Here is a 13,703-nt window from a genome sequence, read left to right on the forward strand (position 1 = left end):
TCGGTTATCGATGTGCGTGTGGTAACCACACCGATACCGGAGGTCCTCACCTATTTCCTCACGCCACGCCGTTCACAACCTGCCTGGCCATTACAGCTAGTCGGGTTCCGCTGTGGCTTCTCAAACTTTATGTCCAATTCTCAAATCAAATGTCCACATGATGTCCAATTGGACATGAAAGTGAGAATCCGGAAACTCCGTCGACCGCTGACGGGTGTAAGGAATCAGGCACTGGGAAGACGCGGGGGCACGACGTGAGTTCGGTTGATGAGCAAATCCAAAGCGCCGCGGACGCCATCTCGTCGAACATTGCTGCGTTAAGCCATGATCGTGCGCTGCTTGCGCAGAACATCCTGAGCCAACTGCGCAACCTGGTCGAGGGCGTCGCAGTGAAATTGCACGCGGGCAGCGGGGACGGAGAATTCCAGTACGCAAAAGTTGCTCCAGCAATGGCCCACGTCGGTGCAAGCGGGCAACTCAACGTAGTTCGGCCCGCAGATGGGAGTCTCCGACGTGCGCGGTGTCTGTTTCGTCCCCCCACCGTGTAATTCCAGGTCGCGTTGTCTCGTTTCCCCTCTCGCGCTGCGCGTCTCACATCTGATGGGCGTCCCCCAACCCCAATAGATTCTCGCTTTCAGTCCAATGGGACATCAGCTGGGCGGTGGCACCACGCGGCTGTCTTGCGTCTCTTGAAGCGAGTTGCCGGCACCAAACCAAGTCGATCAGTCGGTGAATCCGATCGACTCCGCGACGGACTCTTACGGCCTCAACCCCTGAGGCGCTCGGTCAGTGCAGACCGGATGGCGTGATTAGCTGTCCTCGCGGAGGACGAGTCGCAACGGCGAGCGCATTGCCGCGATCTCGGGGGCACTGCCCGCCGGCTGCGGCACCTTCGCCACCGATGCCGGACCGGCGCTGGACGCCGCCGCCAGGGCCGACGACGCCCTGGGCACCAATCTGCGTGACGCCGCCGCGGCGGAGCGCGGCCGTCGCGGCACCTCTGGTGCGGTGGTCAACGGCGCAGCCTCTGACACCGCAGCACTGGCTCCCTCCACCCAAACCGCCGGCGGCCAACGAGCACTGGTCAGCGCCTTGCGCGCCCGCCTGGCCCAGCAATAACAAGTCATCAGCGCGCAACGCGCGCATCTTTTCCGCGGCCGAGTCCGGCTGGGCCGAGTCAACCTTGTCGCTGAGGGGTTGCAGCCTCGACGATGGCGAGTCCGCGGATGACGAGATCCGTTGTTACAACTCGGATTGGCCTAACTTGATCAGTCTTTCCCGTAAGCAACATCGGGACGGCCATTTGGGGCAGAGATCACCAGCTCGGGCGGCAGGACAAGCGAGGAGCTGGTGCCAACCCCTTTGCCGAGTGCACCGCCACCAAGGGCGAGCAGGGCGATCAAGACGACACGGGCACGACCTTCGCGCCGGTGTGGGCACGCCGACGCAGATCCTCACGGCCCTTGCCCGTTTAGACGACCGTTACCCGTCGGGCGTCACGGAGGCGCCGCTCGGACCAGTCGCGCGTCGTCTGCGGCGCGCCGGAACCCTAGGCGGTGTCCAGGCCATGCTGGCGATCGGTGCGCCCGACGACCTCCAGGACCGTGCGCGTGACGTCTTCGACGGTGAAACCAAAGTGGCGGTGGACGTCGGCGACCGGGCCCGAGGCGCCGAAGCTATCAAGGGCGATGATGCGCCCCGCGGCACCGACGTGGCGTTCCCAGCCGAACCCGGAAGCGGCTTCCACGGCGACCCGAGCCGCAAGGTGGGGTGGCAGGACGTGGTCGCGGTAGTCCGAGGCCTGTTCGTCGAATAAGGCCCATGACGGCATGCTGACCACCCGGACTGGAACGCCGGTCTCGGCTAGACACTCTCGCGCCTGCATCGCCAGCGCGACTTCACTGCCCGTGGCGATGATCAGCGCAACCGGGTCGGTGCCGTCGGCCGGGTCGGCCAAGACGTACGCTCCTCGGGCCAGTCCGGCTGCCGAGGCGACGGCGGTCCTGTCGAAGACGGGCACGTCCTGCTTGGACAGGACTAACGCGACGGGCCGGTCGTCGAGGGACATGATGACCCGCCAGGCTTCGCGGACCTCGTTGGCGTCGGCGGGACGCAGGTCGACCAGGTTGGGCATGGCCCGCAGTGAGGCGAGCTGCTCGACGGGTTGATGGGTCGGGCCGTCTTCGCCCATGCCGATGGAGTCGTGGGTGAAGACGTGAATCACCGGTTGGCCCATCAACGCACCGAGGCGCAGTGGTCCGCGCTGGAAGTCAGAGAACACCAGGAAGCCGGCCTGAAACGGCCGAAGTCCGCACAGCGCGAGCCCGTTGGCGGCCGCGGCGGCAGCGGCTTCTCGGACGCCAAAGTGCAGATTGCGACCGCCGTAGTCCGTCGGCCCGAAATGCCCGCTGGCACCCTCGAGGCCCGTCTTGGTCGACGGTGCCAGGTCGGACGCGCCACCAATCAGCCATGGCACCGTCGCGGCGACTGAGTTGAGGACCCGTTGGTTGGCGATTCGTCCCGCCACCGGCCCGTCGGCGGGGGTGAATTCGGGCAGGTCGGCGTCCCAGTCCTCGGGCAGCGTCCGAGTGACCATCGACCAAAGCTCGTCGACCAGTTCGGGATGTGCACTCTCGTATCGGGCCATCGCGTCGTCCCAGTCGTTGCGCCGCTGGGTGCCCCTGGCGCAGACACCGAGGGCGAACTGCTCATAGGCGAGGTCCGGCACGTGGAACCGGGCTTCTTGCGGCCATTGGTAGAAGCGCTTCGCCGCGCGAGCCTCGTCGTCTCCTAAGGGCTCACTGTGCGCGGACGCGGTGCCCTGTTTGGTGGGTGCCCCGTAGCCGATGATGCTGCGGACGATGACGAGCATCGGCGACCCGGTGTGCGAGGTGAACTCGTTGAAGATTCGTCGTAGCGCGGCAAGGTCGTTGGCGTCCGCCACGTAGGTGACGGTCCATCCGTAGGAACGGAACCGTGTCGCCACGTCTTCGGTGAACGCGAGTGACGTCTCGCCCTCGATCGTGATGGCGTTGCTGTCGTAGATCCAGCAGAGGTTGTCTAGTTTGAGGTGACCGGCCAGCGACGCTGCTTCCTGGCCGATGCCCTCCATCATGTCGCCGTCGCCTGCGAGCGCGTACACGCGGTAGTCGAATATGTCGAAGCCAGGTCGGTTGAATCGTGCTGCTTGCCACTTGCCGGCCATGGCCATGCCGACGCTTGTTGCCACGCCCGTCCCCAACGGGCCCGTCGTGCACTCGATTCCGTCGGCCAGTTCATACTCTGGGTGTCCCGCGCATGGACTCCCGAGTTGGCGGAATTGGCGGATGTCGTCCAGTTCGATCGCCAGGCGGTCTCGGTCTGCGCTGCGGACGCCGGCCAGGTGCAGGAGGGCGTAGAGCAGCATGGAGGCGTGTCCCGCCGACAGGACGAATCGGTCGCGGTTGATCCAGTGTGGGTCGTTCACGTCGTAGCGCAGCGTGTGATTCCACAGGGTGTACCCGACCGGCGCCAAGGCCATCGCCGCACCGGGATGCCCCGACTTGGCCTGGGCGATGGCGTCGATCACCAGCGTTCTGATCGTGTTGACGGTGACGGTGTCGACGTCGACGGTGGCTGCCAAGTCGGTCATTGCAATTCCTTTGTCGTCAAGAGGCTTCGACGCGTCGTAGTGAAGTGAGAGTTGGCTGTGGGCCGAGGTGGCGTTCGGCGATACGGTCTCCGATCATCGTGACGAGATCGGCGGCACGGGACATCGCTGCGGCGCGGTTGGGCTCGACGTCGGTCAGCGCGTAGGTGGCGCTAAAACCCGCGGCGCGGGCCTGACGGCGGTCGAGGCGGACCGTCCCTGCGACCGCTATGACCGGTACTCGTTGCGCCCGTGCGCATTCTGCGACACCCATCGGAGCCTTGCCGTGGAGCGACTGGGTGTCCAGGCATCCCTCTCCCGTGACGACCAGTGTGGCGCCGGCCACCGCGTCGTCGAGCTGAACGACGTCGCGCACCACGTCGACGCCACGCCGGAAGCGCGCGCCGAGAACTGCCATGGCACCGAAACCCGTTCCGCCAGCCGATCCGGCGCCCGGTGCCGACGTCATGTCCGTGTTCGTGGCAGCGTTGACCAGCTCGCCCCATCGTCGGAGGCGGTTCTCGAGGAGCACGACCTGAGCGGGCGTGGCCCCCTTTTGCGGGCTGAAGACTGCCGCGGCGCCGCTGGCCCCCAGAAGCGGATTGGTGACGTCCGCAGCGAGGGTGAACGCGGTGCGTGAGAGCCGCGGGTCCAAATCGGTGAGGTCGAGGGAAGCGGCGTTGGCGATCGCGTTGTAGGCCAACGGCAGCGGCCGACCGCGGTGTGTCTGCAGCACGGCACCCAGCGTCTGGAGCATGCCTGCGCCACCGTCGGTGCTGACACTGCCGCCGAGCGCCAAGATGATGTCGGTGCAGCCCATGTCGAGGGCGTGCCGGACGAGGTGGCCCACGCCGAGGGTGGTTGCGGTCAGGGGGTTGTCCCTTCGGGGTGCGCCCCCAATCGACGCGGCCATCTCGACGACGGCGGTGGAGCCGCGGACTGCGATCCTGGTTGTATGGCGACGGGTGTCCCACGGACCCGCCGCCATCGCCGGGACCGCCACGAACCCCGCGGCGAGGAAGGCGTCCAGGGTGCCTTCGCCGCCGTCGGCGACCGGGCGCGCGACGACGGTCACGTCGGGGCGTCGTAGCCGTATTCCGGCGGTCAGGGCGTCGACGACCTCGGGGGCGGTCAGGCTGCCCTTGAACTTGTCCGGCGCGAGGACGAGGGTCGTCACGGTGTTGGGCGGCCGGAGAGCCGCTCGACGAGCCGGAACAAGGCGGAGTGGTCGAGGTCGCCGTCCCCCTGGGCGTGGGCGCTGGACATCAGCTGGGCCACGACGGCGCCCAGCGGGGTGGCGGTCCGCGACGTCCGGGCTGCGGTGGTGAAGATTCCGAGGTCCTTGTCGTGCAGGGCAATCCGGAAACCGGGGGCGAACTTGCGGGCGACCATGGATCGCGCCTTGCGGGCCATCACGGTGCTGCCGGCCAGCCCGGCCTCGAGGACCGAGATTGCCTTCTCGGTGTCGACCTGCTGCGCTTCGAGGAACAGCAAGGCCTCGGCCAAGAGTTCGATGTTTCCCGCCACGATCAACTGGTTGGCGGCCTTGACGGTTTGGCCTGCTCCCACGGGGCCGACGTGAACGATGGTCGTACCGAGGTGTCGAAGCACCGGGGTGGCGTCGGCGACCGACGCCGCGGATCCGCCGACCATGATCGACAGCGTGCCGTCGACCGCGGCCTGTTCGCCACCGCTGACCGGGGCGTCGAGGAAACGCAGCCCGCGGCCCTCCGCCGCCTCTGCGACCGCGCGCGCAGTGTCGGGGCGGATGGTGCTCATGTCGACGAACAAGGTTCCGGGAGCCGCCGATTCGACGATGCCGTCGGCGCCGAGCGCCACGGCCTCCACGTCGGGGGAGTCTGGGAGCATCGTGACGACCACGTCCGCGTCGCGGACGGCGCCCGCGACGTCGTCGGCGGGCCGCATGCCCTTGGCGACGAGCGCGTCGACCTTGGCCATGGTGCGGCTGAAACCCACGACGTCCAGACCGGCGGCGCACAGGTTTGCCGCCATCGGCGAGCCCATGATGCCGAGCCCGATGAACGCCACGGTCGGATTGCTCGTTGGCGCGCTCATCGAACCATCTCGGCGGCAGGCGAATCGGCGTTGACCTGCAGGCCTGGCGCCAACTGGTACAGCCAGGCGAGCCCGGCGACCGTGTCACCGGAAGGCACGTACTCCAGCCCGAGTCCACCGGTGTAACCGGACTGCTCGAGGAGGTCGACCAATCCGATGATGTCGGCGGCCCCGGTCCCGGGCTCGTGGCGACCCGGTGCGTCCGCGATCTGCACGTGCCCGATTCGGTCGACGTGGTCGGTCACCACGCGGCGGACGTCGTCGCCGTTGACGGTCAGGTGATACAGGTCCGCCAACAGCGCAATCCTGCCGACCTGCGTGCGCTCACGGACCTTGGTGATCACGGCGAGGGCGTCGCCGGCTAGCTTGAGGGGGTAGGCCCCAACCCCGCTGACTGGTTCGACGAGGACAGTTGCGCCAATCGCGTCGCATTGTTCCGTCGCGGCGGTGAGGGCGTCGAGGGCCGCCTCGTCCTGCTCGTCGGTGCTCAGCCCGGGGACCCGGTTGCCGTAGAGCGCGTTGAACGCCGTGACGCCCAGGCGGGCGCCGATGTCGACCGCGACGGCCATGCTGTCGTCGAATTCGCTTCTGCGGGAGGGGTTGGAGACGACGCCCCGGTCACCCCCTGGCATGTCGCCGGCGAAGAAGTTCAGCCCGCGCAGCGCCACCCCGGCGTCGGCGACGGATGCGACGAAGGCGTCGACCTCGGCCGGTGGTGGCGACGCGACGGTGAACGGCCACCAACACTCGATCGCCTCGAAGCCGGCGGTCGCCGCGGCCGCGGCCCGACGTTCGAAGGGCACCTCGGCAAACAGCAGGGAGATGTTCGCCTGCGACCGTGCCCACAATGCGGAAGCCACCACGTCCTCTTTCCAAAACCGTTGGGCTGCAGGTTCGTGCAGCGTCACCGACACTAGGGTTCGCAACAGTCGGGGACAATGACGAACACCCGCCGAGATTATTCGTCGAAGCCGAACAGTCAGGGCGCCGGCCGAGTACTCTTTCGCCGCATGACCCAGCCCAACGTCAGCCTGCGCCAGCTGCGCGCATTCCTGACGGTCGCCGAGCACCGCAGCTTCTCCCGCGCGGCTGAGCAGCTGTTGGTGTCCAATCCGTGGTTGAGCGAGACCATCAAGGACCTGGAACGCCAGCTCAAGCTGCAGCTCTTCGTCCGCACCACCAGGTCGGTCGAACTGACCGACGCGGGCGCGGTGTTCTCGCATCTGGTCGCCCAAATCCTCGACGACCTCGACGCCGCCATCAAGTCAGCTCAGCGGACCGCGGACCGGGATGGCTCGGCGTTGACTCTGGGCTACACCATCGGGGCGGGGCTGGAGGTCATCCCGTGGTTGCTCAGGACCTTCGCCGCCGAATATCCACAGCGCTTGCTGCGGTCGGTGGAGTACGACTTCGCCGATCCGACCGCCGGACTGCGGGACTCGTCGGTCCACGCCGCCATCATCCGGCCGCCCACCGGTCTGGCCGGACTCACCACCTTGGAACTGGTCAGCGAGGACCGGGTGGTGTGCGTCCCGGACGGGCACCCCCTGGCAAGCCAGGACAGCGTGTGCGTCGCCGATCTGCTCAAGGAACCCATCATCGCCGCGCCGAAGGCCCCCGGTCCGTGGCGGGACTACTGGCTCCTCAGCGAGTACCGCACCACCCCCGCCATGGTCGTCGACGAGGCCAGTACGCGCGACGCCGAACTGCACCTCGTTGCCCGTGGCGTCGGTATCAGCGTGACTTCGGCTGGTGCGCAACGCTTCTACTCACGGCCAGGTGTGGCGTTCCGCCGAATTCGCGACATCCCCCCGTGCGTGGTGGCCTTGGCGTGGTGGCCCGAGCACACCGCCAAGGTCGCCGATCTCGTCGCCATCGCCACCGGATTCAGTGCCGTCGCAGAACAGCTCAAGGCGGCCAACCGGCTTGCGATCCCGTGATCATCATTCGGAGAAGCCGAACAATGGGCCGTCACCTTCGTCATTGTGTCGGGTCGACCGCGGCCATACGGTCGATCCACTCCGATCGGTGGTCTCGTCAAGACGTTTCGTAAGCCGTAACCGCCACCGAGTTGGTGTCAGCACATCCCCGGCCGCTACGAGATGCAGCGGCACTTCGGCCCGAGGGTCGCCGCACGAGAAATGGGAAGCATGACCTCACCAGCAGAATCACCGGGAACACAACCAAAACTGCGGCGCTCGTTGGCCACGTGGGCGGCCATCTCGCTGTCCGTGGCCGCGATGGGCGCCAGCCTGGCGGTCAACATCAACCCACAGGGTGCGGGCGCGACGGTAGGACGCGCCGTGCCCTTGACCTTCGTCCTCGCCACCATTGGTGTGCTGCTGGTCGCGTACGGGTTCGCCCGGATTTGTAGTCGACTCAGCCACGCCGGCTCGGTGTTCGGCTTGACCGGTGTGACGATCGGCCCTCGGGCCGGGGTGGTCGCGGGGTGGTCGCTCCTGGGTGCGTACCTGAGCTTCATGCTGACCACGTCGATGACGGCGGGAATCTTCGGCGCCGAATTCCTGCGCGGGCTAGGTCTTTACGAGACGACGCCGGACATCGTGCCATGGGTCATCGCCCTGGTCTCGGTGGCCATCGCGACCCTGCTGGCCATCTCTCCGGTCAAGAAGTCGATGGCTACCCTGCTCTGGGTGGAGATCTGCACGACCGCGGTCATCGTGGTCATCGCGGTCGTCGTCGTCGTGCGGGTCGCCGGCGGCAGCGCCCCCGGTGGGCAGAGGTTCAACCTCGACATGTTCAGCGTGCCGCCAGGTATCTCGACGAGCACCCTGTTCCTCGGCATCGTCTTCGGCTTCCTGTCGTTCGCGGGATTCGAAGCGGCGGCCAGCCTGGGCGAGGAGACGACCAATCCCAAGCGGGCCATCCCGATCGCCATCTTCGGCGTGGCGTTGTTCGGAGGCTTGTTCTACATCGTCGGCACGAGCGTGGAGATGCTGGGCTTTGGCACCGACGACGCAGGCGTTGAGGCGTTTTCGAAGTCAGCCTCGCTGTTCGGCACCTTGGGTGAGCAGTACGTCAGCCCCGTCGTCGGCGACCTGGTGACGTTGGGTACCGCCATCTCCGCGATGGGATGCGCCCTGGCCACCGCGGTCGCCGCGTCGCGGCTGCTGTTCGCGCTGAACCGCGGGGCGTTCGAACGCCGCGGCTTCACCAAGGTCTCGGCGAAGTCGGGCACGCCCATCAGCGCGACCCTGTTCGTCTGCGGGCTGGCCGCCGCCATCATCGTGGTGATGCGGGTGTTCGTCACCGACACCGCCTTCGACCTGTTCGCCTGGTCGGGAACCGTTGGCACGCTGGTACTCCTGGTGGCCTACGCATTGTTCTCCATCGGTGCGTGGTACTACCTCTGCGTTCGCGCACCGAGGCTGGGTCACCAGGCCGCCGCCCTCGACTACGTGGTGCCGCTGCTGGCCATCGCCGTCATCGGCTACACCATGTTCCGCAACGTCTCACCATGGCCGACGACGGGTGCGGGACGCGCCAACATCGTCATCGCGGCGGTGTGGGTGGTCACGATCGTCGTGATCATCTTCGCCGCTCCCAAGACCACGCGCCGGATTGCGGAATCGCTGAGCCGCGACGAGGGACTCACCACTGAAGCGGGTTACTTGGCCGTCGCGGTCGAAGAAGTCGACGAGCACCTGCATCGAGGATCGACCGGCGGAGGCACGCCACGGGTGACCGGCGGCTTCCACGGTGAGACTCCAGAAGTCGCCAAGCCATGATTCGCAGGTCAGCGCATCTCAGCATCGACGACGACTGGACTTACCACGGCTTACGAGTGGTACGGATGCAAAACGAGCACCTGGTCCTCGACGTGCTGCCCGAACGCGGGGCCAACATCTTTCGGGTGGTGGACAAGAAGCGCGACCTCGACCTGCTGTGGAAGTCACCTCGAATTTCGCCCCACGTGGCGGCGGTGCACGCCGACTTCGACGATCACTGGGCCGGCGGCTGGGACGACGCCTTCCCTGGGGGAAGGGCGTGCCGCAACCGCTACGGCGACCTGCTGCCCTACATGGGCGAGGTGTGGACGGCACGATCGAGTCATCGGATCCATTCCAGCGCAGATGAAATCGTGCTCACCACCACGGTGCGTACGCCGATAACGCCGGCCGAACTGACGCGCACCATCACGCTCCGCGCCGACGAGCAACGCTTCACCCTCGGGTACACGCTGCGCAACATCGGCACGATGCCGTTCGACTACAACTGGGGAGTGCATCCCAGTCTCGCGCTGAGATCGGGAATGCGGTTCGACATCCCGGCGACCAGAGGACTAGTCGACGAGGCCGGCGGCGAGGTGCTCGGCCGGCCTGGCGACGAGTACGACTGGCCGATGCTGCGTGGGCGCGATTTGCGCCGTGCCGACGACATCGACGTCGGGGCCTTCGCCCTGCACTACCTGACCGGTTTGAGTGCGGGGTGGGTGGCCGCCACCGACGTCGCCGACAGGCGTGGCTTCGGGCTGTGCTTCGACCACGACTTGTTTCCGGTGGTGTGGTTCTGCCTCGTCTACGGTGGCTGGCGCGGTTATCACCAGGCACTGGTCGAACCGTGGACCGGCTACCCGAGCCCCCTCGACGAGGCCGTCGCCGCTGGACGCGCCCGCCTGCTGGGGCCCGAGGAGAGCGAGTCGACCGAGGTGGTCGCCGTCGTCTACGACGGCGTGGACCAGGTCGTCGACCTCCAGTCTGACGGAACGGTGCGATAGATGACCACGAACACCCCCGGAGCGCGGTCGCGCATCCGTCACGACACTGCCGTACGGCTCGGTCGCACCCCACTTACGGTGACAGCTCTCGGGTTTGGCGCGACTGCCATCGGCGGCATGTACACCGAAGTCAGCGACGGCGACGCGGAGGAGACTGTCGCCGCCGCGTGGGACGCCGGCTTGCGCTACTTCGACGCCGCCCCGCAGTACGGCCGCGGCAACGGGGAGACCAGGTTGGGCCGCGGGTTGGCACGGTACCGGCGCGACGACTACGTGCTGTCCAGCAAGGTCGGCCGCTTGCTGCGCGCCGACGCCGATCCGCATCCGGACGACTTCGACTCGACGGGCCAACCGTATGACGCAGGCGCGCCAGATGTCGCCACGGTGTACGACTACTCTCGCGACGGCGTGCTGCGATCGATCGAGGAGAGCCTGATCCGGCTCGGCACCGACCGACTCGACGTTGCCTTGGTCCACGATCCGGACGACTACGTCGACGAGGCCTTGGCGACGGCATTACCCACCTTGATCGAGTTGCGCGACCAGAAGGTGGTTTCCGCGATCGGGGCCGGCATGAACCAGACCGCCGCACTGGAACGCTTCGCCCGGGAAAGTGATCCCGACATGTTTCTGCTGGCGGGCCGCTACACGCTGTTGGAACAGACTGCGCTGCAATCCTTCCTGCCGTTGTGCACCGAACGTGGAATAGCCGTCGTCACGGGCGGCGTCTTCAACAGCGGCCTCCTGGCGAACCCCGGGCCGCAAGCGCGCTACGACTACGACCCCGCCCCGGCCGACGTGGTCGCCCGAGCCCACCGCCTGTTCGAGGTGTGCCGGCGTCACGACGTACCCCTGAAGGCAGCGGCCCTGCAGTTCCCCCTGGCCCATCCCGCGGTCGTCGCAGTGCTGACCGGGGCCCGCAGCCGCGCCGAGATCGTCGAGAACGTCGAGCTGTTCGACCGCCCGATCCCCGAGGAACTGTGGAGCGACCTGGTGTCGCAGGGACTGCTCGACGAGAGCGCCCCCGTGGGTGAACCCCGGTGAAAGTAGTCGACGCACACCATCACCTCTGGGACCCGCAGATCGGCGAGTATCCGTGGATGGCCGGGGACTTCGAACCGCTGCGGCGGCGCTACGACGTCTCGGACCTGCGGCCGTATCTCGTGGCCAACGACGTAGTTGCGACCATCGTCGTCCAGGTCCGCGCCGATCTGGCCGAGACCGTCGACCTACTCGAACTCGCCTCGCGTACAGCAGAAGTCGTCGGTGTGGTCGGTTGGGTCGACTTGACGTCGGCGGACGTGTCCGGCCAGATCGCCCTTCTGCGCGAGGGCATCGGTGGTGAGCAGCTGGTGGGATTGCGGCACGCGGTCGCCGACGAATCCGACCCGCGCTGGCTCCTGCGTGACGACGTGGACGCGGCGATGCGGAAAGTGGCCGCCAGCGGCTTGGCATTCGACCTGGAGATCACCTCGCGAGAACTCGCCGCCGCCGACACGTTGGTGCGCCGGCACGCCGATGTCCGCTTCGTCGTCGATCACGGTGCCAAGCCCCCGATTGCGACCGGATGGTCCCAGGACTGGGCCGACGGGCTTGCCGCCCTGGCCGAGAAGCCGAACGTGTGGTGCAAGCTCTCGGGCCTGGTCACCGAGGCGTCATGGAGCGGGTGGCGGGTCGAGGACCTGCAGCCCTACGTCGACCATCTGCTCGACACGTTCGGGGTGTCGCGGCTGATGTTCGGATCGGACTGGCCCGTATGCGAGTTGGCCGCGCGCTACGACCACGTGTTGGCCGCCGCCACGGTGACCCTTGCCGCGCTCAGCGACGACGATCGTCGACACGTCATGTACCAGAACGCCTTGACCGTCTACCGACCACCTCGTATGAACCTAAGGAAAGTGCACTCATGAACGGCGTCACCACGATTCAGCACGACCTTCGGGAGCGCGCGAAGCGCGTGTTGCCGGGCGGCGTCAGCAGCAACACCCGGCTGCTGAACCCACATCTCATCGTCGAACGTGCCAGCGGCTGCCGGCTGTGGGACGTCGACGGCACAGAATACCTCGACTATCTGCTGGGGCAGGGGCCAAACTTCCTGGGATACGGTCCTCCCCGCGTGGTGGAGAAGATCGTGGCCGCCCAGCACGACGGCATCATCTACGCAGCCACTCATCGACGCGAGATCGAGGCCGCTGAGCGTGTTCTGGGCGTCCTGCCGTGGGCCGATCAGCTGCGCTTCGGCAGCTCCAGCAGCGAGATGATTCAGGCCGCCTTGCGCATTGCCCGCAACGCGACGGGACGGCGCAACGTCCTTCGGTTCCACGGGCATTACCATGGCTGGTTCGACAACATCCAGATTCGCTCGGAGGGCGACCGGGTCGTACCGGGCAGCCTCGGGCAGCTCCCGGAAGCGCTCGACCCGGCGCTGACCGTCGAGTGGAACGACGCCGAGGCGTTCTCCGCGGCATTGAGGGATCATGGCGACACGATCGCCGCCGTGGTGATGGAACCCATGATGCTCAACGCTGGGGCCATCGTGCCGGTCGACGGCTACCTGCAGCACGTGCGCGAGGCGTGCACTCGATTGGGCATCGTCCTGATCTTCGACGAAACGATCTCGGGCTTCCGGGTGGCCCTGGGCGGTGCCGCTGAACGTTTCGACGTGTCGCCGGACCTGGCGGTCTACGGCAAGGCCATGGCCGCCGGGTGGCCGTGTGCGGCGTTGGTCGGCCGCGGTGAGCTCTTCTCCGACGTGGCCACCGGCGCGCTCACCCACGCCGGCACCTTCAACGGAAACACCATCGCGACCGCCGCAGTGTTGGCCTCGCTCGACGAACTCGAGGACCGCAGCGTCTACCGCCACGTCGAATCGGTGGGCACCGCCCTGATCGACGGCCTGACCGCACTGCTCGAACATCACGAGGTACCCGTCAAACTGCAAGGCTTGCCGATGGCCTTCCACGCTCGTTTCGACACGAGCAGCGAACCGCTTACCAGCTTCGCGCAGGTGCAGGCCCTGGACGGCGAGCGTTACGGACGGTTTGCGACCAAGCTCATCGACGCCGGCATCTGGGTGGCGTATCGCGGAATCTGGTACGTCTCGGCAGCACACACCGGCGCCGACGTCGACGAGACACTCAAGCGATTCGACGCGGCGCTAGGCGACGCCGGAGACGACTGAGCCAGCCGCGGCGTAGCGATCACCCTGTCCTCGGGGTGCGGGCTTCAAATGCCGCATCGCTTGATCGGCGTCGTTCGATT

Annotated in this window: 11 protein-coding genes; 6 read left to right on the forward strand and 5 right to left on the reverse strand. The window is 67.0% G+C overall.

Annotated elements, in window-relative coordinates; translation table 11 throughout:
- Positions 1-809 precede the first annotated feature (809 nt).
- The 5 genes from SBI80_RS25995 to SBI80_RS26015 all read right to left on the reverse strand — a co-directional run bounded on the left by SBI80_RS25995 (position 810) and on the right by SBI80_RS26015 (position 6,564).
- Entirely contained in the window at positions 810-1,034 is a 225-nt protein-coding gene (locus SBI80_RS25995) for a hypothetical protein (RefSeq protein WP_318977813.1), read from the reverse strand.
- Between the two features lie 515 nt (positions 1,035-1,549).
- Positions 1,550-3,631: a transketolase gene (gene tkt, locus SBI80_RS26000; RefSeq protein WP_318977815.1), complete on the reverse strand. Its 2,082-nt coding sequence runs from the start codon at positions 3,629-3,631 to the stop codon at positions 1,550-1,552.
- Between the two features lie 16 nt (positions 3,632-3,647).
- Positions 3,648-4,805, reverse strand: a complete 1,158-nt coding sequence (locus SBI80_RS26005; RefSeq protein ID WP_318977817.1) for a glycerate kinase — start codon at positions 4,803-4,805, stop codon at positions 3,648-3,650.
- Complete coding sequence (locus tag SBI80_RS26010; protein WP_318977819.1) at positions 4,802-5,704, reverse strand: 2-hydroxy-3-oxopropionate reductase; 903 nt, start codon at positions 5,702-5,704, stop codon at positions 4,802-4,804. The genes SBI80_RS26005 and SBI80_RS26010 overlap by 4 nt, the downstream gene beginning before the upstream one ends.
- Positions 5,701-6,564: a hydroxypyruvate isomerase family protein gene (locus tag SBI80_RS26015; RefSeq protein WP_318977821.1), complete on the reverse strand. Its 864-nt coding sequence runs from the start codon at positions 6,562-6,564 to the stop codon at positions 5,701-5,703. Before SBI80_RS26015 ends, SBI80_RS26010 begins: the two co-directional genes overlap by 4 nt.
- A gap of 150 nt (positions 6,565-6,714) precedes the next feature.
- Here SBI80_RS26015 and SBI80_RS26020 point away from each other — a divergent pair, with 150 nt between their 5' ends.
- From SBI80_RS26020 to SBI80_RS26045, 6 genes are all read left to right on the forward strand, one after another.
- The gene (locus tag SBI80_RS26020) at positions 6,715-7,644 is read left to right on the forward strand and encodes a LysR family transcriptional regulator (protein ID WP_318977823.1); all 930 of its coding nucleotides are present in this window, start codon (positions 6,715-6,717) and stop codon (positions 7,642-7,644) included.
- Positions 7,645-7,854: 210 nt separating this feature from the next.
- Complete coding sequence (locus SBI80_RS26025; RefSeq protein ID WP_318977824.1) at positions 7,855-9,453, forward strand: APC family permease; 1,599 nt, start codon at positions 7,855-7,857, stop codon at positions 9,451-9,453.
- Positions 9,454-9,518: 65 nt separating this feature from the next.
- Positions 9,519-10,442, forward strand: coding sequence for an aldose epimerase family protein (locus SBI80_RS26030; protein ID WP_318977825.1), 924 nt, complete (start codon positions 9,519-9,521; stop codon positions 10,440-10,442).
- Complete coding sequence (locus SBI80_RS26035; protein WP_318977827.1) at positions 10,443-11,486, forward strand: aldo/keto reductase; 1,044 nt, start codon at positions 10,443-10,445, stop codon at positions 11,484-11,486.
- The gene (locus tag SBI80_RS26040) at positions 11,483-12,352 is read left to right on the forward strand and encodes an amidohydrolase family protein (RefSeq protein WP_318977829.1); all 870 of its coding nucleotides are present in this window, start codon (positions 11,483-11,485) and stop codon (positions 12,350-12,352) included. The genes SBI80_RS26035 and SBI80_RS26040 overlap by 4 nt, the downstream gene beginning before the upstream one ends.
- Complete coding sequence (locus SBI80_RS26045; RefSeq protein WP_318977831.1) at positions 12,349-13,623, forward strand: aspartate aminotransferase family protein; 1,275 nt, start codon at positions 12,349-12,351, stop codon at positions 13,621-13,623. The genes SBI80_RS26040 and SBI80_RS26045 overlap by 4 nt, the downstream gene beginning before the upstream one ends.
- Positions 13,624-13,703 lie beyond the last annotated feature (80 nt).

Origin of the sequence: Mycolicibacterium sichuanense (assembly GCF_033741125.1) — a bacterium.
Classification (GTDB): Bacteria; Actinomycetota; Actinomycetes; order Mycobacteriales; family Mycobacteriaceae; genus Mycobacterium.

What these genes read in the sequence shown, in the direction of transcription:
- tkt (WP_318977815.1), bottom strand. Translation starts at nt 3,631, where the DNA reads ATGACCGACTTGGCAGCCACCGTCGACGTCGACACCGTCACCGTCAAC.
- SBI80_RS26010 (WP_318977819.1), bottom strand. Translation starts at nt 5,704, where the DNA reads ATGAGCGCGCCAACGAGCAATCCGACCGTGGCGTTCATCGGGCTCGGC.
- SBI80_RS26020 (WP_318977823.1), top strand. Translation starts at nt 6,715, where the DNA reads ATGACCCAGCCCAACGTCAGCCTGCGCCAGCTGCGCGCATTCCTGACG.
- SBI80_RS26025 (WP_318977824.1), top strand. Translation starts at nt 7,855, where the DNA reads ATGACCTCACCAGCAGAATCACCGGGAACACAACCAAAACTGCGGCGC.
- SBI80_RS26030 (WP_318977825.1), top strand. Translation starts at nt 9,519, where the DNA reads ATGCAAAACGAGCACCTGGTCCTCGACGTGCTGCCCGAACGCGGGGCC.
- SBI80_RS26035 (WP_318977827.1), top strand. Translation starts at nt 10,443, where the DNA reads ATGACCACGAACACCCCCGGAGCGCGGTCGCGCATCCGTCACGACACT.
- SBI80_RS26045 (WP_318977831.1), top strand. Translation starts at nt 12,349, where the DNA reads ATGAACGGCGTCACCACGATTCAGCACGACCTTCGGGAGCGCGCGAAG.